Source organism: Hahella sp. NBU794 (genome assembly GCF_050749805.1).
GTDB lineage: Bacteria > Pseudomonadota > Gammaproteobacteria > Pseudomonadales > Oleiphilaceae > Hahella.
This window is the reverse complement of record NZ_CP192738.1, coordinates 2955635-2982193: the sequence shown is the minus strand read 5'-3', so window position 1 is coordinate 2982193 and position 26559 is coordinate 2955635. Positions and strand designations below refer to the sequence as shown.

25 protein-coding genes are annotated in these 26559 nt (G+C 52.3%); 12 read left to right on the top strand and 13 right to left on the bottom strand.

Annotated elements, in window-relative coordinates:
* Nucleotides 1-4: 4 nt before the first annotated feature.
* The 6 genes from ACQYWX_RS13315 to ACQYWX_RS13290 are packed head-to-tail and all read right to left on the bottom strand — an operon-like array spanning nt 5 to nt 6567.
* Entirely contained in the window at nt 5-190 is a 186-nt protein-coding gene (locus ACQYWX_RS13315) for a hypothetical protein (RefSeq protein ID WP_279507174.1), read from the bottom strand.
* The gene (locus tag ACQYWX_RS13310; RefSeq protein WP_431689110.1) at nt 187-2304 is read right to left on the bottom strand and encodes a hypothetical protein; all 2118 of its coding nucleotides are present in this window, start codon (nt 2302-2304) and stop codon (nt 187-189) included. The genes ACQYWX_RS13315 and ACQYWX_RS13310 overlap by 4 nt, the downstream gene beginning before the upstream one ends.
* A gap of 3 nt (nt 2305-2307) precedes the next feature.
* Nucleotides 2308-3438, bottom strand: a complete 1131-nt coding sequence (locus ACQYWX_RS13305) for a hypothetical protein (RefSeq protein ID WP_431689109.1) — start codon at nt 3436-3438, stop codon at nt 2308-2310.
* A 26-nt stretch (nt 3439-3464) separates the two neighbouring features.
* Complete coding sequence (locus ACQYWX_RS13300) at nt 3465-4667, bottom strand: hypothetical protein (RefSeq protein WP_279507171.1); 1203 nt, start codon at nt 4665-4667, stop codon at nt 3465-3467.
* A 21-nt stretch (nt 4668-4688) separates the two neighbouring features.
* Complete coding sequence (locus ACQYWX_RS13295; RefSeq protein ID WP_216738352.1) at nt 4689-5273, bottom strand: hypothetical protein; 585 nt, start codon at nt 5271-5273, stop codon at nt 4689-4691.
* Nucleotides 5260-6567, bottom strand: coding sequence for a S8 family peptidase (locus tag ACQYWX_RS13290; RefSeq protein ID WP_431689108.1), 1308 nt, complete (start codon nt 6565-6567; stop codon nt 5260-5262). Before ACQYWX_RS13290 ends, ACQYWX_RS13295 begins: the two co-directional genes overlap by 14 nt.
* A gap of 590 nt (nt 6568-7157) precedes the next feature.
* On the opposite strand from ACQYWX_RS13290, the gene ACQYWX_RS13285 reads away from it, so the two are divergent.
* The 6 genes from ACQYWX_RS13285 to ACQYWX_RS13260 all read left to right on the top strand — a co-directional run bounded on the left by ACQYWX_RS13285 (nt 7158) and on the right by ACQYWX_RS13260 (nt 12411).
* Nucleotides 7158-7487, top strand: coding sequence for a zinc ribbon domain-containing protein (locus ACQYWX_RS13285; RefSeq protein ID WP_431689107.1), 330 nt, complete (start codon nt 7158-7160; stop codon nt 7485-7487).
* Nucleotides 7488-7511: 24 nt separating this feature from the next.
* Nucleotides 7512-7916 (top strand): hypothetical protein, encoded by a 405-nt coding sequence (locus tag ACQYWX_RS13280; RefSeq protein ID WP_431689106.1) that lies wholly within the window; start codon nt 7512-7514, stop codon nt 7914-7916.
* Nucleotides 7917-8082: 166 nt separating this feature from the next.
* Complete coding sequence (locus ACQYWX_RS13275) at nt 8083-8793, top strand: hypothetical protein (RefSeq protein WP_431689105.1); 711 nt, start codon at nt 8083-8085, stop codon at nt 8791-8793.
* Nucleotides 8794-9353: 560 nt separating this feature from the next.
* Nucleotides 9354-10241, top strand: a complete 888-nt coding sequence (locus tag ACQYWX_RS13270; RefSeq protein ID WP_431689104.1) for a hypothetical protein — start codon at nt 9354-9356, stop codon at nt 10239-10241.
* 145 nt (nt 10242-10386) lie between these two features.
* Nucleotides 10387-10797, top strand: a complete 411-nt coding sequence (locus ACQYWX_RS13265) for a hypothetical protein (RefSeq protein WP_431689103.1) — start codon at nt 10387-10389, stop codon at nt 10795-10797.
* A gap of 960 nt (nt 10798-11757) precedes the next feature.
* On the top strand, nt 11758-12411 hold the full coding sequence (locus ACQYWX_RS13260) for a hypothetical protein (protein ID WP_431689102.1): 654 nt from the start codon (nt 11758-11760) through the stop codon (nt 12409-12411).
* A gap of 129 nt (nt 12412-12540) precedes the next feature.
* Here ACQYWX_RS13260 and ACQYWX_RS13255 read toward each other — a convergent pair whose 3' ends face one another.
* Nucleotides 12541-13476, bottom strand: a complete 936-nt coding sequence (locus ACQYWX_RS13255) for a LysR family transcriptional regulator (protein WP_431689101.1) — start codon at nt 13474-13476, stop codon at nt 12541-12543.
* Nucleotides 13477-13577: 101 nt separating this feature from the next.
* On the opposite strand from ACQYWX_RS13255, the gene ACQYWX_RS13250 reads away from it, so the two are divergent.
* Nucleotides 13578-14417, top strand: a complete 840-nt coding sequence (locus ACQYWX_RS13250; RefSeq protein WP_431689100.1) for a dienelactone hydrolase family protein — start codon at nt 13578-13580, stop codon at nt 14415-14417.
* A gap of 402 nt (nt 14418-14819) precedes the next feature.
* Here the strand turns inward: ACQYWX_RS13250 and ACQYWX_RS13245 are convergent, their stop codons facing one another.
* Together ACQYWX_RS13245 and ACQYWX_RS13240 are read right to left on the bottom strand one after the other, a co-directional pair.
* Nucleotides 14820-15422, bottom strand: coding sequence for a LysE family translocator (locus tag ACQYWX_RS13245; RefSeq protein ID WP_431689099.1), 603 nt, complete (start codon nt 15420-15422; stop codon nt 14820-14822).
* A 48-nt stretch (nt 15423-15470) separates the two neighbouring features.
* Complete coding sequence (locus ACQYWX_RS13240) at nt 15471-15899, bottom strand: DUF2000 domain-containing protein (RefSeq protein WP_431689098.1); 429 nt, start codon at nt 15897-15899, stop codon at nt 15471-15473.
* Between the two features lie 108 nt (nt 15900-16007).
* Here ACQYWX_RS13240 and ACQYWX_RS13235 point away from each other — a divergent pair, with 108 nt between their 5' ends.
* Nucleotides 16008-16907: a LysR family transcriptional regulator gene (locus ACQYWX_RS13235; protein WP_431689097.1), complete on the top strand. Its 900-nt coding sequence runs from the start codon at nt 16008-16010 to the stop codon at nt 16905-16907.
* Nucleotides 16908-17071: 164 nt separating this feature from the next.
* Nucleotides 17072-17611, top strand: coding sequence for a chorismate mutase (locus ACQYWX_RS13230; protein WP_431689096.1), 540 nt, complete (start codon nt 17072-17074; stop codon nt 17609-17611).
* A 62-nt stretch (nt 17612-17673) separates the two neighbouring features.
* Here the strand turns inward: ACQYWX_RS13230 and ACQYWX_RS13225 are convergent, their stop codons facing one another.
* Complete coding sequence (locus ACQYWX_RS13225; protein WP_431689095.1) at nt 17674-19533, bottom strand: carbohydrate-binding protein; 1860 nt, start codon at nt 19531-19533, stop codon at nt 17674-17676.
* A gap of 399 nt (nt 19534-19932) precedes the next feature.
* Between ACQYWX_RS13225 and ACQYWX_RS13220 the strand changes: the two genes are divergently transcribed.
* Nucleotides 19933-20724 carry a PEP-CTERM sorting domain-containing protein gene (locus ACQYWX_RS13220; protein WP_431689094.1) on the top strand — a complete coding sequence of 264 codons (792 nt, stop codon included), beginning with the start codon at nt 19933-19935 and terminating at the stop codon, nt 20722-20724.
* A 143-nt stretch (nt 20725-20867) separates the two neighbouring features.
* Here ACQYWX_RS13220 and ACQYWX_RS13215 read toward each other — a convergent pair whose 3' ends face one another.
* The 3 genes from ACQYWX_RS13215 to ACQYWX_RS13205 form a co-directional block, all read right to left on the bottom strand.
* Nucleotides 20868-21143: a hypothetical protein gene (locus tag ACQYWX_RS13215; protein ID WP_011397705.1), complete on the bottom strand. Its 276-nt coding sequence runs from the start codon at nt 21141-21143 to the stop codon at nt 20868-20870.
* Between the two features lie 123 nt (nt 21144-21266).
* The gene (locus tag ACQYWX_RS13210) at nt 21267-21587 is read right to left on the bottom strand and encodes a hypothetical protein (RefSeq protein ID WP_431689093.1); all 321 of its coding nucleotides are present in this window, start codon (nt 21585-21587) and stop codon (nt 21267-21269) included.
* 102 nt (nt 21588-21689) lie between these two features.
* Complete coding sequence (locus ACQYWX_RS13205; RefSeq protein WP_431689092.1) at nt 21690-22589, bottom strand: S1/P1 nuclease; 900 nt, start codon at nt 22587-22589, stop codon at nt 21690-21692.
* 426 nt (nt 22590-23015) lie between these two features.
* Between ACQYWX_RS13205 and ACQYWX_RS13200 the strand changes: the two genes are divergently transcribed.
* Complete coding sequence (locus ACQYWX_RS13200) at nt 23016-24134, top strand: hypothetical protein (protein WP_279507150.1); 1119 nt, start codon at nt 23016-23018, stop codon at nt 24132-24134.
* A gap of 167 nt (nt 24135-24301) precedes the next feature.
* A complete protein-coding gene (locus ACQYWX_RS13195) occupies nt 24302-26551 on the top strand; it encodes a TonB-dependent receptor plug domain-containing protein (RefSeq protein ID WP_431689091.1) in 2250 nt (749 codons plus the stop codon).
* The last annotated feature ends 8 nt before the right edge of the window (nt 26552-26559 follow it).

The window sequence follows — 26559 nt, the reverse complement described above, 5'->3', positions numbered from 1 at the left end:
AGCCTTAGTGCAGACTGCTTCTTAGTGAGCGTCTGCGCTGCGGCGGCGTATTGCGCTCCACCTGCACGGGAAACAGCGTCACTTTGTCGTTGAACTCCACTTCCAGTCCCTGGAACTGATCCGCGATGTCCCGCTCGGAGAGCGACTTGGCGCGAAGCCGGGGGCGTGGCCGGGAATTGTTGTTTTTCATGCTTGTTTCACTCCCACAAAATGCACCATGGCGGGCATGGGAAAGCGTATACGCTCTTCCGACAGGCCGCCGATCACGCCGTTTTCGTCCACATTTTCCGCCCTCACCATCACCAGGGTCTGCATCTTGAAGACGGGAAACGCCCACAATGCGGCGGACTCGCCGGGACGTCCGCGGATTTGACCTTGATGCTGCGCCGCCTGATTGAAGCGCTCGACAAAATCCGCGCCGTTGAGCGCCTCCAGCGCCGCGTCGCTCAGCGCTTCCTGATCCGGCGCCAGGCGCGTCATCAAATGATTCAGCGCATACAGGCTATATTCATAACCGCTACGCAAACGGATAGTGGCCCGCGGTCCTTCCTGTTCCGTGCGCACGTCGGAATCCAGTCGAGCGTTGCGATTGCGTTCCGGGTTGAGGGTCAGGAAGTATCTGCTTTGGATATCCACTCGCCGCGTATCGCTGTCAAACGGCGCCTCCCACAGACGATGCCAGTAATCCCGATAAGTTTCCCGGTCGCTCAGGGGGATGAGTTCGCCGGTTTCCTCGACCCTGTCAAAACGATAATCCCCCATCAGACTGATGCTGTGCTGCACGGAGGTTCCCCGGCTCTGCCCCTTGCTGTTGCGCCAGATCAGGGAGAGTACGACGATATAGTCTTTCTGCGGCGACAATCGCGCGGAGACATCCGCCTCCACGCGAGGAATGATCTCCAGCGGGCCGGAACTGACGTCGCCAATGGGCTCGGCGTCCTCATGCACAATGCGCAGGTCGTCCGCCTGTTTGATCTGCAACATCAGCTCAGCGTCGCGAATAGCCTGAGGCGTCTCCACGGACAGAGGAAACTGCAGCTGCGCGCCTTGCTGATACAGGGACACTTCCCGCCCGAACACCACTTGCGTTGGCGTATGATCCAACATCAGACGCACGCTGCTGACACGTTTATAGGCGCGCCCGCGTCGGGCGGTCATGCCCAGACTCAAACCCGCCAGCAATTGATGCAGCGCAGGATCGTCCACTCCCGGATTGAGAGCGCGCAGATGTTCCTGTAGTTGCTGGTCGGCCTGTAACCCCAGGCGGGCGAAGTCGGTGATGCCGTTGATAATCTGGCCGGTCATGCGCTGCGGCGCGTCAATGATGCTCTGCACCGTCTGCGGGCTCAGCACCTGTTGCAGTAAAGGCATCAATGCAGGCAGCGCCGCCAGTAACGCCGGGGCGACTTGAGCCTGACTGTACTGAGAGCGCGCCAGACTCAGATGACGACGTCTGGGCCCACGCAGCGATAGCCCACTGGCTCTGGCGGTCGCCCCGCTTTGCGCTGCGACGCCGGCCTGAATCAACTGCATGATCTGGCGCATGTTTTCGGGAGTGAGTATTTGTTGCGAGGCTGGACCCGCCGCACGCAGAGCCTGTTCCGCCAGATTGGCGATTTGCGCCACGGCGGTCTGGGTTCCAGCGTCCGCACGCGGCGCGCCGCCGCCGGATACGCTGCGCACGACCTGTCCCGCCACTTGCCCCACTGCCGGCGCCACGCCGGCCAGTAAAGAGCCGATCGCCGGCGCCAACATAGGCAACAGGCTGGGCAACGCGCCCACAATCGCATCGATGAACATTGGTCGGCTCAAGCGCCTTTCCCGTAGATGAAAAGGCGCGTTATCCACTTGCCGCGCCATGGCTGTCTGTCTTTGATATGCAGGGGATACGGCTGTCATGATGCTGTCCTTTTTACTTGCCTGTGTCGCCCCTAACGCTAGTCCCGCCGGTGGCGGCGGCTCGCCGCCCAGATCGCTGAGCAGGGAGACCGGCAAGGTCTCCACCGCAGAGATAGCGGGACCGGCGCCGTTGTCATCCCGGTAGCTGGTGATTTGCAGCGCGCGCTTCTCCCGCGACAGCATGGCGCGAGGGATGACGAACTCGCCGCGCCCCCTCGCCTCCGGCCGTAGCGGACCGATCAGGCTGGAGCGCCCGGCCGCGCCGGTCAGACGCTGCAGTCCGTTGGCGGTCTCGCTCTCGCCCTCCCCCAGGCTCCAACGCAGATAACGGTTATGACCAATGTCGAACCGCACTGCGACGCCTTCGGGTCCGGGCTGTATCGCCAGGATCAGCGCCAGCGCCACGGTTTATCTTCCCGCTACCGGCGCTGGCGGAGCGGCTGCCGGCGCTGCACCCGGTTGCGCACCCGGTTGCGCAGCCACCTGCTGCGAGGGACCAAGGCGCGCGCCGCCGTCATTGCCGCCCTGATACAGCGCGGCGAAGTTATCCAGCTTGAAGTAGTCGGATTTGAAGGTGATATCCACCGAGCCCGCCACTTTCGCCGCCAGCTCCGTATTCGCCACGCTCTTGGCGCTGGCCACGGAGATTTTGGTTTTGCGCGTGCTGGAGGTATGACCGCCTTTGGGTCCTCCGAAGATGGCGCCGATCAGGCCGCCGCTGGCGCTGACGCTGTTGCTGGAGGACTTCAGTTCCTGCAACGCCGCCTTGTCCGCCTTTTGCACCTGTTCGGTGGCCTTGATGTCGAACAGCACGGAGGCCTTCACGTTGCCGCGCTCTACTACCAGACGGGTGATGCCCATCAGAATGGTCTCGCGCAGCATGGCGCGCTGTTCTTTCGCCATTTGAATCTTGGCGTCCATGATGCGGGCTTTGACCTGATTATCTCCCAGGTCCACCGGATCGCCGTTTCTGTCGGTCAACACCACTTTGCGCGAGCCGTCGGCGTTTTCCTCATCGCTGAAGTCCAGGCCGAATTCATCGCCATTGTTCTCCGCCAGATAACCAAACGAAGCGGTGTCGTCGATGGCGTTGATGAATTTGGATACCGACTGGGTCGCCGCCTTCAACAGCTTCTGATAGGACTCCATCTGCGCCAGGGTGACTTCCAGATTGGCGTCGAACACGCCTTTCAGCAGATCTTTGACAAAACCGGGAAAATCCACCTCGTCAATAAAGCCGCCCGCCAGTTCGCCAGCCTGATCGATGCGCTCGTTTTTATGGCGATCGTCGTCGATCATGTCACTGGCTTTTTTCGGCCCCGCCATGGCCTGACTTGGCAGACTCTGCTGACGGCCATAGGGCGCAGGATGATGCGCGCCGCCATTGGCGTTCAGCGCCAGCTGCTGATAGTTCTGCCGGTAAACGTCCAGATACAAGGCCTTTTGGTCTTCAATCCCCAACTGGTGAAATGTGGCCGACTGGGCCAAAGTCCTGCGCGTATATTCTCTTGCAATGTCTTTGATAGCCTGTTCACTCATGCGACTGGGCTCCCTGTTGGCCTGGGTTAGAAATCGTCGTCCTCGTCGGCGAACTCGAAGTCATCCTCTTCCGCAAACTCGTCAATTTCCTGATCCGACGCGGAGGTGAAGTTGAGGATGTAGGACTCAGCCGCCTGCAGGAAGGCGATGAAATCCTCCTGCCGCACCGCCGCTTCATTGAAGTTGGCGATCCACTGGAAGATGCGGTTGCCGTCCACCGCCAAAGAGCGATGCGCGGCGATATTGGGGGAAGCGCCGAATTCTTCCTTGGACAGCCGTTCGATCACCGTCCACAGGCTCTTACGGCGATTGCCGCCGAAGTAGGACATGATTTCGTCATCCTTCAGGATTTCGAAGCACTCCTGCAGTTGCGCGTAGAATTCCCGCGCCTGCACGTGAGCCATGCCGGTACAGTATTCGGTCAGGTTGTATTGCAGCTCGCGGGTGGCCTGGTAGATGCGGGAGCGGGACACAGGAGAAAACTCCCCGGCGCCGTCATCGACTTTTTCGGTCTTGTCGATGTATTCCGCCACTTCCGCCATCAGGTTGCGCCACAGCAAGGGGAAAGGCTCGTTGACCACCATGCGCGACAGCACTTCGGTGGAGCCCTTGCTCAACACCCGGCGATACACCATGCCGCGTTCGTCGAGCGAGGCGCGCTCTTCCCGCAGCTTCCAGTAACGGTATAGACGGGCGGCCGCCGGACCCTCCACCACATCGATGGAGCCTGCGGCCCAATTCAGCACCAGCGCATCCACCAGACGGAACACGCCGAGGCGCTCGCCGAATTCGAAGATGTAATCCAGCGCGCCCGCCGCGAGAATGTTCTCTTTGACGACGCCCTGCTCTTCGACGTCCTCGAAGTGATCGACGCTGAAGTCCCATTGTCCGAAGCCACGTCCGCCGCCTTTACGCCGCGCCGCGTCCAGAGGATCTTCCTCGCCGCCGGCGGTGCTCAGCGCGTAATCATAGGCGAGCGCGAAATGTTCGTCGTAGCCGCCCTTTTTGAGCTTGTCGATGTCGTCGATCTGTACGCCGCGATCCAGCAGATAGTCGATCATCGCCGCTTTGACTTCCGGCGTGAACCGGGACTTCTCGATCTCGTTGCTCTCGATGTAGATTTCGAGCAACGCCGGCAACTGCCCCTGCTCGTTCACCGAATTAATCAGTTTTAATACCGCGGCCTCCAAGGCGCCGGGGTTAAGCGAGATTTTTGTGTTGCTAGGCATGGTTGACGTCCCGTTCGCTGATTACAGGCCGGCGCGAACCTGATGCGCAATCAGGTCGCACAATACATTGTCTTCGGCAAAATTGATGCGGTGCTTGGCCCCCACCAGTTTCACCACCTCCTGGGCGAATCGGTCGAGGGGGCCGTCTTCGCGCTCCAGCTCGAATAACACCGAATCGGTGAATCCCATTTCGTCCTTCACTTCCTCATCCGCGCCGTTGCAACTCAGCAACTTGTTCAACAGCGCCGGATACACCGCCGCCAACACCACGCGTTTGCTTTCGCTGATGCGCAGGCTGTTGATGCGTTTGATCACCCGGTCCAGCTCCGTCGCCCAGCCCTTGCGGGTGATGAGCTTGCGCAGCGTGTTCTCATTGGTGGAATAGACTTCTTTCACCTTGCTGAGCGCCGCTTCCGCCAGCGGGTCGATCTTGCCGGCGCGGACGTTTACCTTGAGCAGATTGCTCTCCGCGTCCGGCCGCTGCTTCTCCAGCAATTTGCTCCACTCGTTCTTCAAGTCGCCGAAGTCGAGAGCGGACGACGCCGTGACGGTGGTTCCCGCCGCAGTGCGGGCGGAGGACTCTTTTTTCTCTTCAGTGGTAGCCATATCGTTCTCTCCTTTGGCCAAGCTTGAACTCGAGATAACGCATCGCATCCGCCAGATTCAGTCTCCCGTATCCGGCTTTGCGGTGTTTGAAGCGATTGTCGATTTTGTCGCTGGTGTGCTTGAGGATATGTTTGATCTGCCCGTCGGACAGCGTACGTCCGGCTTTGCGGGCATAGGATTTCAGCAACGCCACAGCGCCGGTTACGAAGGGCGCGGCGTGGGAGGTGCCGGTTGAAAACGCGTATTCGTTGTCCAGGTAGGCGCTGTAGACGTCAACGCCGGGAGCGATAAAGGAGACCTGGTCTCCGTAGGTGGAAAAGTCCGCAACTTGCCCTTGCGCGTCCATTGCGCCGACAGCGATGACTGTTTCAAACGCGCCGGGGTAATACATTTCCTGTAACCCGTCGTTGCCGGACGCCGCCACGATGGTGACTCCTTTCCGATAAGCGTAGTCGATAACTTCCTGGTGAGGTAGGCCGCCGCCCTCATGTCTTACGCCTAATGACATGTTGATCACATGCGCGCCTTGATCCACCGCATATTTAACGCCAGCGTTAATATTTTCGATGAGTCCGGCGCCGACCCGACGTCCCTGTTTTTCCATGGCGGCCAGCACTCGCACGGGGATCAGTTTGCAACGAGGCGCCACACCGCCCGGCATGCCCTGCCCTTTACCCACGATAATGCCGGCCACATGGGTGCCATGGCCGACCTCGTCATCGGCGATGGCGTCCGCGTCGATATAGTCGCCGATAAATTCACTGGCGCCGTCGAGTATGTTGACGAAGTCATAACCACCGCGGATAGCATGGCGCAGTTCGGGATGATCCAGCTCGACGCCGGTATCCAATACCGCCACCACAATATCGCTGTCGCCCTGGCTGAACGCCTGCGCCTCTTCCAGAAAGATGGCCTCCCGCGAGGCGCGGTCAGTGCGTGCGCTCATAGCTGCGCTGCGTGGATTCAGCTCCATTTGCCCGATATCGCCGGGCGCGGCTTCCTCCACCTCCGGCAGCAGACGAATTTCCGCGATCATGTCGGGAGGAATGTCACCGTCGCGAGACAGGACCAACCGATAGACGCGGTTCAAGCCGCTGGCGACCTCGTCTTCAGACCAGTTCGGCCCGGCGGGCTGATATTCCCGTGTGGCGAAAAAGGACAGTCGATGCCGATGAAAGATACGATCAACGTCCGGCAGAAAACGCTCATGCTCCAGCCGCCGATTGCCCAGCAACTGCTGCCAATGAGGCAGATCCTCCAGCGCCGCCACCGGCCGCCGCAATTTGATACGCACGTGGTTCTTCATTGTTATAGATTCGATCCGCTGAATTCTTGCGCATACGATCATTGATTTCGGTGAGCTATGCGTGAGCAAGCTTCATTCCACTTTTCCAGACAATCAGCAACGTTCGAACGCGCCGGGCGACACACGTGTTTCACGTTATATCCAAGCAAGGATTTGGGACGAGAAGCGGGTCTATTCCGACCCGCAAAAACCAGACAGCTATCAGTATCCAGCCCCAACTTTCGACAGATTCGCCAAGCCAGAATCAGCATTGGAGTAACGCTGACCCGCACTGGGTGATTTTTCACCCAGACTGGGGCGCTACTGCGCCAGTCTTTGCAGGATTAGAGAACAAGAACGCCTACAGAAAGTGGGATTGGAGACTCAAAATGAGTAAGATAGCGCCCTATCAGCGAACCGGCTCCTCGCCGGGAACACAATCGCCCAGCAACAGGACCATCCGGATACCCCCATGGACGAACATCCCATCAACAAAAACGGCGCCTTATTCAACACCTTCCCTGACGCCGTGGACCTGTTCGCCTCCCCGACCCAATAATCGTTAGCAAAACAGTAGTGACAGGCAGTTGGAACTCCCCATGAACCTCTATGACCTTTTTCAAAACTTCAAAATCTCCCGAGCCCATGGCGAAGCGCGCAACGCCAAAACCAGGGCGGAAGGCATCGCCGTAGACGTGCGCCTGTTAGAGAAAAAAGTGGAAAAACTATCCCACCTTTGTCAGGCCATGTGGGAAATCATGGAAGAAGACGGCTGCTCCAGCGCCAGACTAAAAGCCAAACTGGCGGAAGTTGAAAAGAAATCCCAAACCTCAGCCGGGAAAGCGTCCCTGGTTTGCGACGAATGCGGACGAAAAGTCAGCGCCCGGGCGATAAGTTGTTTTAACTGTGGGGCGAAGCTGAATGGCTAATCACGCACCCACTGGGCATTTACTATGAATTACATACTCCATCGCCTCACACCTGAAGACTGCATAAGAATTCAACGTGATCTCAACGAAGATTTGCCAGAACACCTTTCTCATTTGGCCAGCGTAAGAGGACCAAAACCTGGAATTAGCTCTGAATATGAAACGCCCTATGGGGACGTCTGGCATATCAACTCCTGGGTAATAGACACAACGAGAAACCATTATGCTGTAGAAATCATTTATGGGTTTGGTGTAAACAGAGTTCTCTTATATCTGAATGGCGAAAAACACCTCCTAGAAACCGAATATCAGACCCGCACCCTTAAACCCCTGGCAATCGAAGACAACGAGAAGAAAAATTGGGTCAAGTCTGAAGCAGTTGAAGCCTTGGATGTGCTTAATCGTGGGATGTATTATTTCGATGAGTGATAAAATTAAACCAGCACATAAATCGGCGCCAATGAGAGTCAACCCTATATGGAAATCGAGCCGTAAGCTTCGATGGTGCACTTATCTTTTACTGCTTTACTTTCTTCTCAGACATACATATTTTTTAAATATAACGACCATGTTTCTAACGAATATTGGCGCGTATTTGAGTACTGGGAATGAAGAAAGATTTATCCGCGAAGTAGGCCACACGGTAATTACCATAGAAAAGTTTACTCACTCTCTGCCTTCTGACGAAGAGATGGTTGATAACTTCCATAAATACAGGAATGACTTCCTTAGACTGGTGGAACTTCAGTACCATTATAGTTACATACTTGCGTTAGTCGCAGAAGGTAATCAGGGAAAGATAAATTTAAATAGTGAAGAAAAAGAACTAATAAAATCAGCAGCACAGGTGTCGTTCACTTGGGAGAACACCGATGAGGGCAAAGACATTATCGCCAGAACAGGGGTTGTTGGAATTGATAGTGGCGCCAGTTGGTTAAATAGTCCATATTCAAAAGATTATAATCAAAGAAGCGCAGCAGCGACGCTATCAGAGAGATCCAAGTTTAGAGAACTAGATATATACACAAAGGATTCAAAGGCTTACTCCGCAAAACTTGGTTTACTTAAAAAAGAATACCTTTACATTCCCCAATCTCAAAAGTTTCAGAGCGGATGGCTTTTATCCACTACTGATCATAAAGGCGAAAATAGTAAAAGATTCCAAGTAGTGTCATCTCTAGACTGGTACTGGATATATCCATTTGGCTGGACATTAGACTGGCCTTTTGATAACACCCATAAAGAGCCATGCCTGATAAAGCCAATAGAAGATCCCTATTGGTATATAAAACTATGCAGAAGTTAGAGACCTTTTTCAACACATTAGCCCCAGGCAAAAAAACCTGCTCCTACATCCATATACTAGCTGCATCTAACGTCCTAGCGATAAGCAAAGAGAATCCAAGTGTTTCACTCATACATCTCATCGTGCCTTAAAGATCGAAAATATTTCTTTATTTTGATCACGATATCTTTAACTACAACCATATTATCTACGTTAATATTTTACAGTAGAATTAATAGCTATATTGATCCTCATTGGGGGCGGATTCTAGAAAGAGGAGCCGTACCCTTCAGTTATCTGGCGTTTCACGTTCTGACCTACATCCCTGCTCTTCTCTGCGGCTTTCTTAGAAGAAATATAGTTGCAAAGTTTTCTATCATAGGTGTGGGAGCAGCTTGCATACTGACATCATCAGTTCTTGAAATGTCACTACTCTATACGGACCTAAGAGATGATTCAGATGAAGTCTACTTTGCTTCATACTTGATAAGAGTATGTGTAGGCGTTATAGGTTTGGTCACGGCTTTACTATACGATTGTTTCGTATCATTTAAGAAACTTTATAGCCAAAAGAGTAAATTGTGAAAAATACCGTCGTCAAAATATTCACGGCAACAGTAATTTCAGCACTCAGCATTAGCGCGTGTCTGGCAGACATAGAAAAAGTGAACATGTCAAAAATAACCAGAGACAATGTAAACAGCTTTGATAGTGATGGATGGACGCCACTTCATAGGTTGATGGACTCATGCAAGTATCTAGTGCATATCAATAGAGATGAAAAAGAAGAGTGCGAAGATAATACAAATAAATTATTAGAATTAGGAGCTAATCCTAACATGCTGAGTAAAAATAAGTATAAAATATCACCACTAGCCATTACCATGGTCAGTAGTGATCATCTTGTAAACTTAACAAAAAAAATGCTGAATCGCGACGTTGACATACATTCAAAACAATACAGGAATTCAACTCTCTTAGGATTAATTGTAAGATATGGCGAGTACGAAATATTTAAGACATTACTAAAAAAAGGGTTAGACGTTAACAGCATTGCCTGGAAGAGTGGCGAGGCTGAAAAGTCAATTATTGAATATGGAATAATGAACCGTGTTGCAAGTGTTAAAGTTAAAGCAGATAGAGGCATCTTTTTAATAATAAAAGAAGCGCTAGCCAATGGGGCAAAAATGAGCTTTGAAGGCAAGATAAACCGAACATTATCTCATGCCATATTAAGCAATGACAGCGAAGTAGTAGACCTGCTTTTATCACACAATATAGACATGACCGAATACGACTACTTACATTATTCGATAAGAGTCAAGTCAGACATCAAAATAGTCAATATTTTACTTTCGAAAAGTATCGAACTTGGTTTGTTTTCAGATAAAAAGAGACAGCTTTATCTGAGCACAGCCATAGAGATGCGCAACACCAGTCTGGCCAAGCTATTTTCTGGAGAGCACTAGAGAACCTCTGCATAACCCATAGTTACCTGGGTTTCTATGTTCGGCTCACACCAGTCCGCCTGCCCTTTTGGCTAGAGAGCAATTTTAAAAGTATACAGTCAAAGAATATTATACAAGCAGTCATAAAACGTAATTTGGAAAATACATGAGCTACATTTTAGAACGCCTAACCCCTGATGACTGCATAAGAGTTCAAGATGACCTGCGCGGTGATTGGTCGGATCATTTACTAGAGACAGCTCACAAAAGAGGAGCTAAACCAGGAATTAGTTTTGAGTACGCGACGCCCTATGGCGATATATGTCATTTAAACCCCTGGGTAATAGATCGAAACAGAAATTATTACGCAACAGAGATTTCCTATGTACTCGGCGTAGGCAGGGTTCTCTTATATTTAGATGGTGAAAAATACCTTCTAGAAACCGAATATCAGACCCGCACCCTTAAACCGCTAGCAATCGAAGACAACGAAAAAAAGAATTGGGTTAAGTCTGAAGTAATTAAAGCCTTAAGTGTGCTTAATCGTGGGAAGTATTATTTCAAGGATAATAAATAATGGTCAAGAGATGTAAATTCTCCATACCTATCGATGTATATTTCTCTCTGGCGTGATTACTTGACTCTAGCACAACAGTGCAATCTCCTTCAAGAGTCAAAGTGTACATAATTCCCAAAATAAACACTTCAAATCAAAAATTTAAAAATCATTTAATCATGAGAAAAATACTATTCTTAAAATTAACAGTCTCATTATTTTTATTATCAGGCTGTAGCAAAGAAGAATTCGACGACAATATATTTGAAAAAAAATACTTCCCCATGGCAAAAACGAAAACTACTTACAAGTAAAGATTCCTTACAACTACATATCGGATTATAAAAAATTCCCAGATGAAAGCACTATAGTTACCATAAAATTCAAAATATCTAACATGCAGCCAGCAAAACACGAATATGTCAAGGAAGGCAACAACATAATATCGTTAACTTTAAAGAATGATTACTCAAAAAGGAACGAGTATAACCTAAATGGATTAACTGAAATCGGCAACATAGATCATGGACTTCGTCATTACAAGAGGTTTGGCTGCGACATGAAAAAATACTCCAAAGATTTGTTCGATCAAATCGGCTGCACAGAATACAACGACACCGATTACTTTATACCAATCGAAGGAAAAAACTCCAAGATACGCATTATAAGCTGTAACAAAGTTTGTACTGCAGACTCAGCATATGAGAACTTCAACATTAGTTTCTCGTTCGGAAGGTCCATGCTGAGAAAGTGGAACAACGTAGAAGAATCAATTTTCAAATTTATGAAAATATATGTAACTACTGACATCAACACCTCAGGAAGTGATTTCAAATAAAGCAAGTAGTCCGAAAACCAATATCAGGAAACTAAACAGTCACGCCAACTAATAAAGTGAACCAACTGTTGAGATACAAAACTAGAGCCAATAAATTTATATAAAGAAAATCACAAATCCTTTTTATATTAAAAATGATAGTTATGAATGAGATAACCATATATTCAGACTGCGAGTTTTTCACCGCCTTCCCTGATCCTGAAAAAGTATTTTCTTCCGAGCTAGAAAAGCGTCTCCTCCTACCTCTTGGCATTTATAAACTTGGGGGAAATATAGAGAGCGATGTGTTGCTTGCGATTCCACTAGGAAATGAAGAAGGTCTTTTAGGTATAAACAACATAGGCGGCAATTGTGGGGAGCTTTGGTTGACATACACAAATAGAAATGGCAAGTGGTCTGTAGATTGCACTGAAAGTGACCTGCATTCCTTCGAGCATTTCTCGGAGGTAGCGAGAGAGATGTTCCAAGAAACTAAAGAGTCATTCAAAAGAGATGGATACATAACATCTTTAGGCGATATAAGCTCGAAGCTTCCACTTTTCCATGCCGGAGGTAACATAACCAGCTTTTCAAACTGCTTCTGCGAAATACAGGACAGTTTCTCTCACAGTCTTTTTGACATTCCTGGCAACGAAGACAGCCTCAATAAATATGTTCGGTTTTTTGACAAAAGCGGAAATGAATACATATACATAGGATTTTCAGAGGGCATAAACTACTCCCATAGATACATGCCAAACTTTCATTTTTTCTACAAAAAAGAAACCAAAACTGCTCTTGTTATTTCAGAGTTCTGATACACTTTACAATGTGAGCGCCACTACTAGCGAGCCATGCTTAGAAGCGCCCTCTTTGAAAGCTATTGGATGAACAGCAGCCAAACTTCTGGGCTTATACCACCCTATAAAACTCCATTTGGGCCTGCTCTACGAAGAAAATGTTTCGCCCTTGGCCAGCCGAACCATGGAATGCAGGGGTACTGAATGCATATGCTCAAAGATCGTCGCCAATAATGCTCGGGATGAAGGTGATAACACTTTGTCCCTGCGCTGCATAAGGAAAACTTTCCTGTTTATCTCTGGCTTAAGTTGGGAGAACTTCATGGATACAGCGTCATAGTGCGACGCCCCCAAAGCAGACAGTACAGCAACACCGACTCCAGACCGGGCCAATGCCAGCTGTTGCGCCAGGCTCGAAACCTCAATTCCGATACTCATCCATGCCACCACATCCGAGCCGTTGACGCTAAGCAAATGATGAATACTGGTATCGTTACTTTCTTTAAGCAAAGGCAGGCTCGCCAGGTCACAGACATCCACGTCAGTCCCAAGCTTGTACTCGGAGGGATCGGCAAGCACCCCCAGTGGAGCGCTTAACAACGGGGTGCACAACAATGCTCCCGTGTTTCCGACAGGGGAGCCAATACCGAAGTCCACTTCACTATTATCAACCCGTCGGGTAATCCCCTGACTGTTGTCATTGATGATCCTGACACGCACCCTTGGAAAGCTTTGGGCGAACACCTTTAGCACGGCTGGAAGCACTGTGCAGCCAAATGCCTCACCCACCGCCAGACTAATCGAACCCTGCTGCCCTGTCGCTTCCCCTCGCACCATATCTATCGCAACAGTCATATCGTTGAGAAGCCGCTGGGCGACCGGCAGAAACCTTTCGCCTTCCATGGTCAGATTAATTCTGCGGGTTGTGCGCTGAAACAGGGTGACGCCGAGCTGGCTTTCAAGCTCTTTCAGAGCCCGAGTCAACGCTGGCTGACTGATGTGCAGGATTTCACTTGCCCGAGAGACATTACAATAAGCGGCAGTGGTAACGAACATCTGGAGATGACGCTGAGATAGATTCATAACTCTTAATTATTAATCAGCTCAATTAATGCATTAGACATCACTCAAACTGATTTTTAAAGTGGTGACGTCACTATTGGAGCTTGTATCGGAGCCGCACCATGAAACTATCCCGCTTTCTTTTTGTCATGCTATATACCTACGCCGCCCTTTCCCTGCAGGCGGAGGCCAAAACACCACAGGGAGAAGTAAAGGGACATGCAAGCGCTCACAACGCGGCTTCATCCCGTAAGGCGATAAGCAACGCTCAGATAGCGCTGCCTGGCAGCGTCACTGGCGGCGATATCTATCTGGGATTATTAAAAAATGCGCCAAAGCTTTTGGAGAAAAAGGTTCCCGTGGTGGTATTCCTGCATGGTTCCTCAGGTTTGGGTTTGCAAGCTATTGGTCAATGGCAACAGTGGCTGGCTGGCCTGGGAATCGCCAGTCTCGCCCCCGACTCTTACGCCCTGCCAGATAGACTGACCTATAAGTCGCCGGTCAGTAAGGATATCTACGAGAAAATCCATGCCCTGCGCAGCTCTGAAATCAATCTGGCCATTCAGGCGTTGAAGACGATTCCCTGGGCTGACAATCAACGCCTGGCGCTGGCGGGCGCCAGTGAAGGATCGGTTGCAGTAGCCCGTTATAGCGGCGAGGCATTCGCGGGACGAATTATCTTTTCGTGGAGTTGCGAGCATAACTACTTTGTGGCTTCTCCCGATACTGCTGTGCTCGACGGGCGTCCCATCATGAACGTCATCAGCGCCAGCGACCCTTACTTCTCTTCCGCCAATGAATGGCTCGGAAATGCGTCCGCCAAGGGAAGTTGTATAGAGGCTTTCAAAGGGCGCGCTAACGCCAGCGTCGTATTAATACCCGATGCGCCCCACACCCTGCTTAACCTGCCTATGGCCAGGCAACCGGTAGCCGCTTTTATGGAGAATCTTTTCAGGTCCTAAGGCCCGTCACGATGGACACGGCTCACGCCAGGTCGATGAGCTGATGTCTGGGATTCCGCTTCGTACTTGTTGGAATATTCTGTTGGAGGAGTTTAAGGTTCAGAGTTTTCTGACTGGTCCTAGCTCACCTCTGTTGAGTGATCTAATCGCTCAACAGGGTGTCTATCATTGGTGGGTAGGATCATAAATGGAGAGCCTTCAAGGATGTACATGAAAGCATCAGTTCCCTCTATTTGAGATAGAGAAACGTCAAATCCGTTTTTATCTGCAAATTTCCGCACGTCATACCTCTTGGTCGCGTTATAAATTCAGATAGAAAGTTAGCCCCTATTTATATTGAACCTGCGTATTAGAGTTCACTCGAGCACGACGTTCTTAAACTTGCGGCTATGATGTCGTTTTTCAGCGCGTCGTCAACCCTGCCGCCGCTCCACATACGAGTAAAGCGAATCCTGATGATTTATTTAACACGGATTGCGCCTGTGCGCCGGCCAGCCACCGCCGGACACGGTTGGCCGCCATGGCGTATCCCGCCAGGATGAGGAAGACGATAACAAGGAACAGCGGCCCCAGCGTCATGACTTGCGGGCCGACAGGCGTGTTGGCGTCGAGGAATTGAGGGAAAAACGCGATGAAAAAACCGATGATTTTAGGGTTAAGCAGGGTGACGCCCAAGCCTTGTTTGAATGGACTTTGTTTGGCGACTTCAGCGCCGGACAGATCTTCCGTTGAAGGCTGGCTGCAAAGCTGGCGTACTCCCAGATATGCGAGATAGGCTACTCCAAACCATTTCAGCAAATTGAACGCCAGTGCAGAAGTCTGCACCAACGCCCCCAAACCAGAGACAGTCAGGCACAGCAGCATCGTATCAGCGACCACCACGCCCAGACTGGTGAATATCCCCTGCCCCAGACCGCTGCGCAGCGTATTGGCGATGACCAATAGCATGGAAGGGCCTGGCGCCAGTGTGATCAGCACTGTTGCGACAATAAAACTCAATAACATTTGGTCTCTCCTTTGTTATTCGCCGCCTTTGGATGGCATTTGCTGACGTCAGCGCAGCAGCCCCAGATTGCCGGTGAATTTATTAACGATCTTTTTGGGTCCGCAAAGGGCGACGCCCAGATACTCAAGTTCATCAATCGGAGTGGAAAGCAACTTTTCCGCGTAGGCTTCATAGCTCTTGGTCGTCATGGTGGCGCTGGTGAGATCGATAACGGTCAGTTGCGGCTCGTGCTCCTTCAATTCCTCCCGCAGACTGCGCAGGCGAACGCCTTCGGCGCGCAGTATTGGAACGGCGGTGGTGGTAATTCCCGCGCGAAGATGACCGTTATGGTCCGGCAACGCGTCGCCAATTAATTCGGGAAAGGCTTTGCCCAGCGATAGCGCCAATACGGCGGCTGTATTGGCGATGGGGCCGATCGGCAGGTTGGCGTCGATGACTATGGCGCACTTCAGGTCGGCGGTTTCGGTATCCGTCATTCGTTGTTTCCTCAGAAGATGTGATGATTAGTCGAGAAAACTATATGCGCACGGAATAGCAATGATAATATGGGCCAATTCATTTTCACTGATCGATAGTATCGAATAATGATTGACGATTTACGCGCTCTGGCGGTTTTCGCCAAAACGGTGGAAGCCGGCTCTTTTCGCGCCGCGGCGAGTGCGCTGTCATTGTCGCCTTCCGTGGTCAGCCACCATATTTCAGGGCTGGAGACCCGGCTTGGCGTCGCCCTGCTTTACCGCTCTACTCGACGACTCTCGCTCACCAGCGAGGGCGAACGTCTGTTCGAACACGCCAAGGCCATGCTGGCGGCAGCGGAGGCCGGTTTGAACGCCATCGCCGAACAGGCGGCGGAGCCGACCGGCAAGTTGAGCATCACCGCTCCCGCCGTGTTGGCGCGCGGCCCCTTTACCGAAGACGTCGCCGCTTTTGCGTTGGCTTATCCCAGGGTTTCGCTGTGTATAAACTACAGCGATATAAGACAGGACCTGATTCGCGACGGCATTGACTTGGCGATACGCATCGGCGCGATGCCCGACAGCGCCCTGAAATCGAAAAAGCTTTTCGACCTGACTCGACGTCTGGTGGCCTCGCCCCATTATCTTCAATCCAGAGCGACGCCCAGCAAACCGGAAGACTTGCTGGACTGGGAATGGATCGGACTGCAGATGCGACCGAACTATAAGTTGCTGTACAACACCGCAGGAGAATGTCATCGCATTGACTATTCACCGCGCATTACCGTGGACAGCATAGATGCGGTTTGCCAGTTGGCCGCAGCAGGACTCGGCTTAGCCACACCGCCGGCTTTTCTGGTGGAGGAAGATCTGCGTGTCGGGCGATTATGCGATCCCCTGCCAGGCTGGAACGTCGACGCCTTGGGCGTCTATGCGCTCTGGCCGCCCAACGCCGCCAGAGAAAGCCTGACCTATCGGTTTATTCAGTTTCTGCAGGAACGCCGCCAAGCCGATGCGAACACCGGCTAAATAGACAAAAGTCTATTTCCGCCAATTACTTATTGTTGCAAATGATCAGCACACTATTATCGAGACAAGGCTCTCCCCTTTTCCATTTCCCTGAGCCTGCTTGCGCTTAATAGCGCATTATTTTTTTCTCTATATTATTTGATTGTTTGTTTAAGGAAGCTCCTATGAGGAACCTGTTATTTCTGCTCGTTTGCTTAGCCTTCTCTCATTCCACCCTCGCCGCAGGCTATGCGGAGACCACGTTCAAGACCATCAACGAGCGTTTGAGTTACATGAAGGATGTAGCGCTGTTCAAAGCCCAGAAAGGCGCGCCTATTGAAGACATTGAGCGGGAGCGCGTAGTGTTGGATAAAGCCAAAGACGGCGCCGCCGGACATGGGGTCGATCCAGAGTCCGTCAGCGCTTTCTTTACCGCACAGATCTCCGCCGCCAAAGCCATTCAGTTCCGATATCGCGCCGACTGGCTGTCAGATGCTGACGCCCTGAAGCAGCCCGCCCGTGATTTGCAGGCCGAAGTACGCCCGGCGCTGTTAAAGCTGGGTGACGCGATCATTATCGCTATCGCCGATAAACTGAAAAACGAAGGTCCCTTCACAGACGCTGAACGGGACCTGTTCAATGACACGCTGACCACCGAAAACCTGTCTCAACGCGACAAAGACATGATCTTCCAAGCGCTCAAACAGATTCGTCTGCAGCAATAAACCTGCGACCAGACGCCCCCATGCAATGCGACAACGGGGGCGTCATATCAGGCGGCCTTCCCTTATTTTTGTCCTTTGGTGATCTTGAACCAGTTCAGGTTCCAGCCGCCTGCAGGGGCGTAGATGCCGAAACGCTGCTTACCTGCTTCAAGCGTCACTTGATGCTTGATGGTTTTCCAGTTCTGCCAGCCGCCAGTATTCGGCACATCCACGCTGCCGTAAACGATATCGCCGCCGGCTTTCTCGAACTGCAGCACGCCGCCGCCATACAGGCTCGCCACACGATATTCCACGGTATACACGCCACTTTCCGGAATGTCGACCTCTGGGTAGGACATCCAGTCATTGGCGTCGATGTAGCCCACGTTTTTGCCGCCGCCTGTGTCACTGGTGTTTTCCAGCTCCACACCGCTCATCACCAGATAATCTTCCGCCTGCACGGTAATGGCGTTCGGCGCCGGACCGCCTTTCTGGGTGACGTCAAACCAGTTGATATTGAACCCGCCGGACACCGCCGCCAGTCCAATTCGTTGTTCGCCCGCACTCAACTGAACGTCGTGTGAAATCGTTTTCCAGCTTTGCCAGCCGCCCGTGGATGGAATTTCGATAGAGCCGTACACTGGCGAACCACCGGCTTTCTCCGCTTGTAAGATGCCGCCTCCGTTCAGACTCGCCACCCGATAGGAAAGCGTGTAAACCCCATCGCTGGGCACATTAATCTTATAAGACATCCAGTCGCCGGAGTCGATATAGCCAAGATTCTGACCGCCGCCAGCATCAGAGGTATTTTCCTTTTCGACGCCTTCCATTTCACAGTAGTTTTCCGCCTGCACCTTGCCGGGCACGGAGACTGATCCGCAATCCGGACCAGGTCCTGGATCATCACCGCCAGGTATGGGATCAGAGCTTTGGATAATGGATTTCACCAGCTTACCGGAAGGCGTCAGGTTTCCATCATTCCAACCGCCGGTTCCACTAGCCCCTGGCCAGAAGGTTGAAGCGCCTTCAGCTTTGTCATTCAGCGCCCAGTTGGCGTGGCTGATGCCGTGATTGCGCATGAAGTCGACCCAGGCCCAGGTTTCGCCCTCATTAACGCCGCCATCGCCGCTGGCGTCTACGGTTCCCCATTCCGTCACAAACAGAGCAATGCCGTTGTTCATGGCGCTTTGCGCTTTATCCCGCAGCCATTGTTTATGGGTTCCTGCATAAAAGTGCAGCGTATAGGCGATATTGTTCCTGTTAATAGGGTCCCAAGAGGCTTCCTCCACTTCCTGAGACCACTGGCGCGTGCCGACGATAATCAGGTTATCCGGGTCAATTTGACGGATGGCGTCAATCACCGACTCGGCGTAGGGCTTGATAACGCCGCTCCAGGATACGTCCAGCGGTTCGTTATAGACCTCGTAAATAACATTGCTTTTGTCGCCGTAACGGCGCGCCATGTCCTGGAAAAACTCGATAGCTTCGCTCTTGTGCTCATGAGCATGGTGTGAGTGCCAGTCGATGATGACATACATATCGTTGGCGATGGCGGCGTCCACCACGGAGATGACTTTATTACGATTGCCTTCGCGGTCCTGTATATAACCGCCGCCTTCATCCACGCCCATGGCGGCGCGTACGATGCTGGATTTCCAGTCGTTTTTGATAGCGCCTACCGCGCCGGAGTTATAAAAGCGCTCCCCTCCCCAGCCGTTGTTGCTCCAAAACAGGCTGTTGCCTCCCAGACTGACTTGATTACCGCCACTGACCACTTTATTGCCCTGCACCGATAGCGGCGGCACAGCATGAGCCAACGTCGCGCAGCCGAACAACAAACCAAACATGAAAACGTTTTCATTTCGACGCCATTTTTTACCAAGACGTTTTTTCAATGCGCCCTCCAACAGTCGGGAAAGCCTTTTTTCTGATCTCTTGCTCATAGTGATTTCCTGGATTCTTGTTGCTGTGGGCCAGAGCCGGCATGCAGGACCCGCCTCCGGTCTCCCTGACGCCTTCTCGAAACACATCCTTTTTCTGAAGACGTTGGAGAATTTTTAAGCGAATGCAACAGCGGGGTCAATCCCCCAATTTGCTTATCGTTTTCACCCGAATGGCAAGTCCACCATGTTTCTGAATTTGAGAGAAAAACTAGAAGAAATCATTTTTAATCAGTCACCACGCGCCTCCAAAGGCAGCGTGAAGCCAGCCGCGCCCTGGCTTAAATAACGAAAATGTTCGGTGTTTTATCTATCTGAAAGGTCGTCAAAACGACCCATTAATGCGTTTCAAAATGCACAATTTCTACTCTGCTGTTGTGTCATTATTTGAGAGTTTTTTAAATGAAAAGGAATATTTTTCTTACAGGTAGCGTTCTTTTTGCTTGCGCCGTAAACGCTCAGGCAGGCGTGATCACCCACTACGATGTTGACTTCAACTCCCCCGTCCATACTCCGGGATCAACGCCAACCACCGGCTCAGGCGCCGACACTCCAACTAATATTGGGTTCGGTTCACCAACGGTTAAAGAGCAATTCGGCGCTTTGGATGATCAACCTCTGGTGTTTAATTCAACCGGCAATACGGCTCCATATCTTTACGATCAAATTGGATTCCGGCTGGGTCGTGGCTATGACAATTACAGGTTCGAATACGATATCCTGGCGTCCAACCTTATCGGCTCCGAGTATCAAATGACGTTATTGTTGGATACGCCGACGGTTCAAAATGTTTACTTGCGACCAAATGGACAAATTGGACTGACCGGGCGCATACTCTCACCTCCCCCGGCCGCCGCCTATTTTGAAGAAGATAGCATCCTTAAATTTGTCATCGACGTAGACCTGGCAGCATCCAGGTGGAACATTGCAGTAAACGGGTCTCACATAACCAGTTCTACTTTCCAAAGTTCAGGCGGAGACATAGATAACTTCCGGTTTTCGCTTGGGAAGAAAGGGTTCAATTCTCCAAGAAACGACGATGTATATGTCGCACTGGATAACCTCAAAGTCACCAGCTTTGTTGATGGTCCCGATCCCGTTCCTGTCTCTGAACCTGGCGCGTTTGTGTTATTTGGGATGGCCTTATTGGGCTTATTTTCCAAAAAGCGACTCAGAACTCGTCAAACAGCTTAATTAGACAATCGAAGAGTGGACCCCGTTTTTCAAATCAGGGTTCACTCCTTGGAGGCATCGGGTTCAGATCTGCGCCAGACGAACGATTGAAAACGAACGCCGCCGTCAGGGCGTTCGTGAGAGGGAGAGAAAAGAGTGGTAAATCAGGCGTTGAGGCTTTTAAACAGCCGACGCGCCTCGGTGTAGGCGGAGCCCTGGCCGTCCACCAGCACCTTGTCCGAGCGCAGTAAGGTTAAAACCTGCTCCGGTATATTGTCCTGCCCTATTTCCGCAATCAGATTATCGATTGCTTTTCTGAATCCGTCGCGCACTTGCGCCGCCTTTTCCGGCGAGGCGTCCGTCCAGTGTATTCCCTTATCGTTATACATCGCCATTGATCCTAACAGACCGATGATTTTTTCCTGTTCTTCAATATTCATCAAACAAATCCTGGTGTCGTACTAATCAAAAAACAACCTGAACTACGATAAGCGTCCGTCGCCGGAAATCTCCGTAACAATTCTCGGAAGAACGGCATTGCAGCGGAGATAAACGGACGGCTTTCATTCGTGGTCGGGCACAATATGCACTATGCTCTCTTCCTGCAAGACGCCCAACACGGTTTCCGCTAAAAAACGGGCCCTCAGTTTGGTGATTTCTTTCAGAAGCGGCTCCTGCAGCGCCTCGTCGATTCCTTTCACTTCCGTCGCGGCGGTTTTGACGTAAACCTCCGCAAGACTTTTCAACGCGGCAAGATGTGGTTTGATACGAGGATCGGTCAGGCTCAATTCCAAGCCGTGAGCCTCATTGATCTCATGGAAGAAATAGCGCAGGACGTTTTCCGGAGAAATGTTGTCCTTGCGAAAGCTGATTACTACCCCCATCGATACATCTCCTTACGGGTTGCGCCGTTGCTTACTTCCATTCTATGCAGATTCGCAAGCGGCTGGGAACCATGCTGACTAGCTGCTCCCTCGTCTTTTGGTCTAATCCGCCAGAGTCTGGTCCTGATTGGGCGCCAACAGTTGGTTCAGAACCGCGCCTAAGCGTACGCCCGCCTGATAGAGACGCATTTCAGCAACAGGGTATTCCCGCGCCAGCTCTTTTTTACTCCATTCGGAGCCTTGCGTTGGCAGCGATGCATAGACTTTTCGGGTAATGGCGAGCGACTCATTCGCCCAACTCTCCGCATCCTGCAGCGTCAGCGCGGTCACCGCCTCGCCACGATGCTTGCCGCGCACTTTCTTGCCCGCCTTGCGCCAATCCCGGGGCAAGCCTGACTCAGGGATATTCACATCCCATAAGCGGTGTAAATTGGTTTCTTCACCGGCGACGTTATAGACAACCTTGTTGCCGCCGCGGTCATCGCCATAGGACACATGCAGGGGCTGATGAATATCGCCGATAAAATGCCCGATGAACATCAACGCCTGCGCAGGAGTGGCCTGGTAATCCGGGTGCGGCTTGCCTCTCAGGGCGTCCGCGTAGGCGTTGAGCGCCGTCAGCACGCAGCCTTTGCTTTGACAATCCTTAGCGGTGGATACTTCAGTGGCCGCGCGCTCGACATTCACATAGTGATAGGAGCCTGTGTGCTTGAACTCTTTCTCGGACCTGACTTGATCCGGCCACAGGCAGGCCTCCGCGAAAGTGCGCTTGCCCGCCTGCTGCAACAGCTTCTGCACCTGATCACGCACCGCCGGGGACAATTCCTTCCAAGCGACATCACACACTACACGGTGTCCCAGTTCGCCCCACGCCCAGGCGGAGGTTGGCGAAAGCGCCAGCGCCGCCATGACAACCATCACCCGCCAGTTGAACCTACGCCCGCCGATCAACCTCAACACGGACAACATTTGCTCTCTTTTCACCGCTAATTTCGCATTCATAAAACTGTTCATCATCCTGTCATAAACGGCGGATTAAGATGCCGCGATTTCCGCCTATCTGTGCGTCATCTATGAAAGTGGTACATTGGACTTACATCATTCTCGCATCCGCCTTGTTGATTGTTGGCGCAGTGCTTCTTCCGTTGCCAATTCCTCTGGGCCTGCCGCTGATTTTTATCGCGCTGACCGTTCTCGCGCGTTATTCGCCCAAGTTCAGGACGCGGCTGCGCAAGCTCTCGCGAAAACACGCCTTTTTGCGCCGTTTTGTACGGCGAGGGAGACTTGATCACAAACCCTAACGCTTCCATAAGTTACCGTAAAACAATACATTAGCCTAGGGTCTGTTGTGGTTTCCGCGTTATAGACAGACCAAGAATACGCTTCGCGCCGGTTGCGTATGAATTTCACTGCTGACACTATTTGGATATGCGTAGCTTTAGAATTACACTCGTCATCCGTTTTATTGCATTGGTCCTGCTGACGTCTCTTTCACCAGTAAGAAGCGCCGTCGCGGACGCCCAACTGGAGCGTTGGACGGAAGCCGTCAGGCAGACGCCTTACCGATACAGCCTCAACTTTTACCGCAATCTGAGCATCATTCGCACCTGGGTTTTGTTATCCACCGGATTTTGCGAAAAGCCTGACCGGCACATCCTGTTCGACAACCAGGGCATCTTCAAAGGCTATCTCAACAATCGGGATGATGAGGCCGACACCCAGCAGGCCATCAACCAGCTGCGTAAAAAGCTGGCGGCCAAACAGAAGGAGCCTTTCTGGGCGGAAGGTTCATTAAACGACGCCGGTTATCCTTTCGCGCTCGCCTGCGATCAACCCCACGTAGATCTACAGGAGTCCGCAACGCGCATGTTGGGGCCGGATAAAGACGTATTAATCTGGGGCTCCTGGGACGGCTTAAAAGTCGGCGACAAGGATAAGCCAGTACCGTTATACAAAGCCTTCATCGACATTTACGAAACACGCAAAGCCCAGGGACGCTATAGTTTCCCGGACTCCATCATGCGGGAAATCCTCGGCCAAGTTTTGATTGAAAGCGGCGGATTGAAAAACAGCCGCTCCGTCGCCAACGCCAATGGCATCATGCAGTTGCGCACCACTGTGCTGAAGGATTGCGGCGTGCCCAAGCAGTATTACCTGCATCGTATGGCGCAGATTGACTGCGCGCTGAAGCTGTATCAACAGAATCATCGCAATCTGGAAGAGCCTTTTAACGCCTTGTTCGGCAAGCTGCCGGAGAAGAAACGCAACGCCTTGTACGGCCTGTTACTGATTCAGGCTTACCACGGCGGCGTCGGCCGTATTACACGCTTACTGAATGACGAGGAGCTGAACCAGAGCGCCCTGTATTTCAGTAGCCACCACCAGAGCTATAGCGCAGAGGATATCGCGCTGGGCATGGTCTATCACAACATGGGCAGGGATCATTTCGGGCTGGCGTCCCTGTTCTATCTGGTGGACGTCGCCATCGCGTCGGACAAACTTTGTGCGCATAAGGCGCTAAAAAACCTTAAATATTGCGCCGGATGACTTTCTAAGGTAAAAGTCAGCTTTGTCAGCAGCGATTCCTCCTCACCGACAACCCGAGGGGCGACGGAAACGCAGAGCCGGAAGCGACGCCGGCTGATCTTGCAGGGAGCGGACGAATAAGAACAAGACACCGGGAAACCTCATACCACACAACTAGACGCTATCATATGCGGTTGATAACTGTCCGAGCGACCAAAGAGCGACGCGGTCTGTCTGCGCTTGTTTTAGCTTGCGCCAGCTCTCTCGCCCATGCCGTCGAAAGCTCTTCGAATGATATGCTGGCGGAGGCCGACATCTCCATGACGGACTGGCAATCCGCCGAGATTCCGGTGGTGCTGACCCCGGCCCGACTCAAACAGCCCCGTTCGGAAACTCCCGCAACTGTGACAGTTCTGGATGCAGAGTTACTGCATCGACTTGGCGTACGTAATCTGCACGACGCCTTTCGTCTGGTTCCCGGCATGACTGTCGGGTCCGTGTCCTCCAACCTTCCTTCCGTCAGCTACCATGGCACTAACGCCAACGAGCAGCGCCGCCTGCAGGTGCTGGTGGATGGGCGATCCGTCTACAACCCCAATCTGGCGGATGTGGACTGGCTCAATATTCCGGTCGCCCTGGAAGACATCGCACGCATAGAAATTACCCGCGGCCCTAACGCCGCTGCTTACGGCGCCAATTCGTTCCTGGCTATCGTCAATATCATCACCAAACATCCCTATGACACGCACGGGACCTCCCTTAGCTACTGGGACGGCAGCAATGGCTATAACCGCTATCACGCCAGCTATGGCGGAGGCGGCGACACCCTCAACTACCGTATTTCCGTGAACGGCAAGCAGGACGATGGTTTTGATCGTCGCGCCAATGGCGATCCCTTTATCGACAGCTACGATCTGGACGGATTTAACCTTTCCGCCAATGTGCAACTGGGACCCAGAGATAACCTGCAAGTGCAAGCAGGTCTGTTGAACGGCGACCATGACTATCACCCTGATACCGGCGACGGCCAGACCAGCGTCCCTGAGTCCGACGAACGGGACCGTTTCGCCTCGGTGAACTGGCGCCGGGAAGTGAACGCCAATCACTTTTTCCAGGTGCAAGCCTATGCGCATCGACGCATCCGGCGGCAGGACTGGACCAACTGTAATCACCCCATTCTATTCAGCGACAACCTGTCCGCCCTGTACGCGGCCAATCAACGTTTCGGCTCCATCCTGATCGGCGCCAACGGCGCAACTCTGGCTGAGATCTACGCCAACATTGTCTCCGGGCCGGGCTCGGGGCTTGGCTCTGCGGAAGACGACGCGATCGCCCGCACGCTTATTGAAGAAATGTCCGCCAGCGATCCCGACGCCATCGTCTGCGGCAGAATTAACCTGGACATCGCCGAAACCCGTCAGGACATCGAGCTGCAGGATACTTACACCTTTTCCGATGAAGTCAGGCTGGTGTCCGGTTTGAGCTTTCGTAAAGACAGTTTTTACTCAGAAACTTACTTCAACGGCGGCGATGATAACTATCTGCAACGGGCGTTTTTCAATCTGGAATACCGCCCTCTGCCGGACCTCGGCTTCAACCTGGGCGGCATGGCGGAGCATGATCAGGCTAACGGCGGTTATTTCTCCCCCCGGGGCGCCATGTTCTACCACCTGACGCCTAACCAGACGTTGCGTCTGGTGGTGTCCCATGCCGTGCGCACACCTGACACCTATGAGCAGTCCGTCGCCTGGAGCTTTGTCGCCAGGGATCTGGACCCGCCGCTGGATGGCGAGACCGAAGCCCGCAGTTTTCTGATCCGGTCGCCAGGAGGGCTGGATAACGAAAAAATCGTCTCCCGCGAAATCGGCTACTATCTCAACTATCCGGAATGGGGGCTGGAAGCGGACATCAAGGTGTTTCGCGATAACATGTGGGACCTTATCAGCGCGCCATTGCAGTACTTCTCTTTCGAACCTGAAAACAACCTCAAAATCGAGCAAACCGGCTTCGAGGTCGAAACCACCTACTCTCCTTCCTTGCGCGACACCCTCAGAGCAACCTACGCTTATCTGGATCAGGATGAGGAATACACCGGCTCTGTGACGGACTTTTACACCGCCTACACCAGTTTCGACGTCAGTCGTTTGTTCCAGATCGAGTCCCGCATGTCCGCCCGCCATAGCGGCAGTTTCACCTGGCTGCGACGGATCAGCGACCGATTTGATGCCGCGGCGGCTTACTATCTGGCCGACGCCATTGGCGACTACGTCTACGAGCGCGCCGACCTGACCGTCAGCTATCATCGCCGCCTGGGTCGCGGCCAAATGGAACTATCCGCAAAACTGGAGCATTACCTGAACGATGACCCGATCATGTATCGCGACAACGTCCTGGACGACCGCACCCATCTGTTCTTGTCCGCGAACCTGAAGTTTTGAGGCGGGGA